This window comes from Streptomyces sp. NPDC088124, assembly GCF_040685895.1.
Classification (GTDB): Bacteria; Actinomycetota; Actinomycetes; order Streptomycetales; family Streptomycetaceae; genus Streptomyces.
In genome coordinates this window covers 1-2,007 of record NZ_JBFBJB010000134.1, presented here as the reverse complement: position 1 = coordinate 2,007, position 2,007 = coordinate 1, and the positions used below count along the sequence as shown (strand labels likewise).

The 2,007-nt window shown below is 69.5% G+C and carries 1 protein-coding gene; it reads left to right on the top strand.

What is annotated here, in order from left to right; all coding sequences use genetic code 11:
- On the top strand, positions 1-2,007 hold a 2,007-nt coding region (locus AB0P17_RS43195), incomplete at both ends, for an amino acid adenylation domain-containing protein (RefSeq protein WP_365820600.1).

The following is a 2,007-nucleotide window of genomic DNA, read 5'->3' as shown; positions in this document are numbered from 1 at the left end:
GATGCTGGCGGTGTTGAAGGCGGGTGGTGTCTATGTTCCGTTGCATGGGGGGTATCCGGAGGAGCGGGTGCGGGAGGTGCTGGGGCGGAGTGGTGTGGTGCTGGTGGTGACGGATCGGGGTGTGGATCGGGTTGGTGGGGTGCGGGCGGTGGGTGTGGGTTCCGGGCCGGTGGGTGAGGGGGGCGTGGTTCTTCCTGAGGTTCCGTCGGGTTCTTTGGCGTATGTGATGTTTACGTCGGGGTCGTCGGGGGTGCCGAAGGGTGTGGGGGTGACGCATGGGGATGTGGTGGCGTTGGCTGCTGATTCCCGTTGGTCGTCGGGTGGGCATGAGCGGGTGTTGTTCCATTCGCCGCATTCGTTCGATGCGGCGACGTATGAGGTGTGGGTGCCGTTGCTGAATGGTGGGACGGTGGTGGTGGCCGAGGCTGAGTTGTCGGTGGATGTGGTGCGGGGTGCGGTGGGGTGTGGGGTGACGGGGCTGTTTCTGACGAAGGCGTTGTTCGATCTGCTGGCTGAGGAGGATGCGGGGTGTTTCGGGGGGCTTCGTGAGGTGTGGACGGGGGGTGAGGCGGCGTCGGGTGCGGCGATGGCGCGGGTCCTGGAGGCGTGCCCGGAGCTGGTTCTGGTGCATGTGTACGGGCCGACGGAGTCCACGACGTTCGCCGTGTGCGCTCCCCTGACCAGGGCGGACACGGCACATACCGCTGTGCCCCTCGGCGAGCCGATGGACGGCACCAGCGCCCATGTCCTGAACGCCGCCCTGCGCCCGGTTGCCCCCGGAACCGCCGGCGAGCTGTACCTGGGGGGCACCGGGCTCGCGCGGGGGTACGACGGCCAGGGCGGCCTGACGGCGGAGCGGTTCGTCGCGGACCCGTTCGGCTCGGGTGGGCGCTTGTACCGGACGGGTGATGTGGTGCGTTCGCGGGCGGACGGCCGACTGGAGTTCCTGGGCCGGGGCGACGGCCAGGTGAAGATCCGTGGCTTCCGTATCGAACTCGGCGAGATCGAGGCCGTACTGTCACGCCATCCGGCGGTCGGCCGGGTCTCGGTCACCGTCCGCGAGGACCGCCCGGGCGCCAAACGCCTGGTGGCGTACCTCGTCCCCACGGGAGACCCGGACACGCCAGGTGTACGCGAGCACGCGGCTCGGCTGCTCCCCGCGTACATGGTCCCGTCGGCATTCGTCGTGCTCGACGCGTTGCCGCTGACCGTGAACGGCAAGGTGGACCAACGTGCTCTGCCAGCGCCCGAGTTCGGTGGCGAAAGCGCGTACGTCGCCCCGCGCACCGAGACGGAACGGGCACTCTGCGCGGTCTGGTCCGAGGTGCTGGGCACACCGGAGGTCGGCGTGGAGGACGACTTCTTCGCCCTCGGCGGGGACTCCATCACCGGGCTCAAGGCCGCCACCCGCATCCGGCAGGCCCTCGGCGGAGAACTCACCTCACGCGCGCTCTTCCACCACCCGACCGTCTCTGCGCTGGCCGAGGCGCTGGAGCGGACGTCCGCCGCCGCGCCCGACAGGGCGATCGCGCGCGTTCACCGTGACCAAGGGGTGCCGCTCCCGCTCTCGTACGGCCAGGAACGCCTGTGGTTCCTGCACGACTTCGCGCCCGGCGGGGTCGAGTACAACACCGGACTCGCGCTGCGCCTGACCGGAGAACTCGACGTCACCGCTCTCCGCAGCGCCCTCGACGCCCTGACCGCCCGCCACGAGGCACTGCGTACCACCTTCGGCGGCGGAGCCCAGACGATCCATGACGACTTCGTCCTCCCCCTGCGCGTGGTCGACCTGTCCGGGACGAGTGAACACGACCGCGCGTCGGCCCTGGACCAGGTGCTGGGTGCCGAGCAGTCGACCGCATTCGACCTGGTGGCCGCGCCACCGGTCCGGGCGCTGGTGGTGGCGGTCGGCGAGAACGATCACGTGCTTGTTCTGTCGATGCATCACATCGTGACGGATGGGTGGTCGATGGGTGTGGTGACGCGTGAGTTGAGTGTTCTGTATGC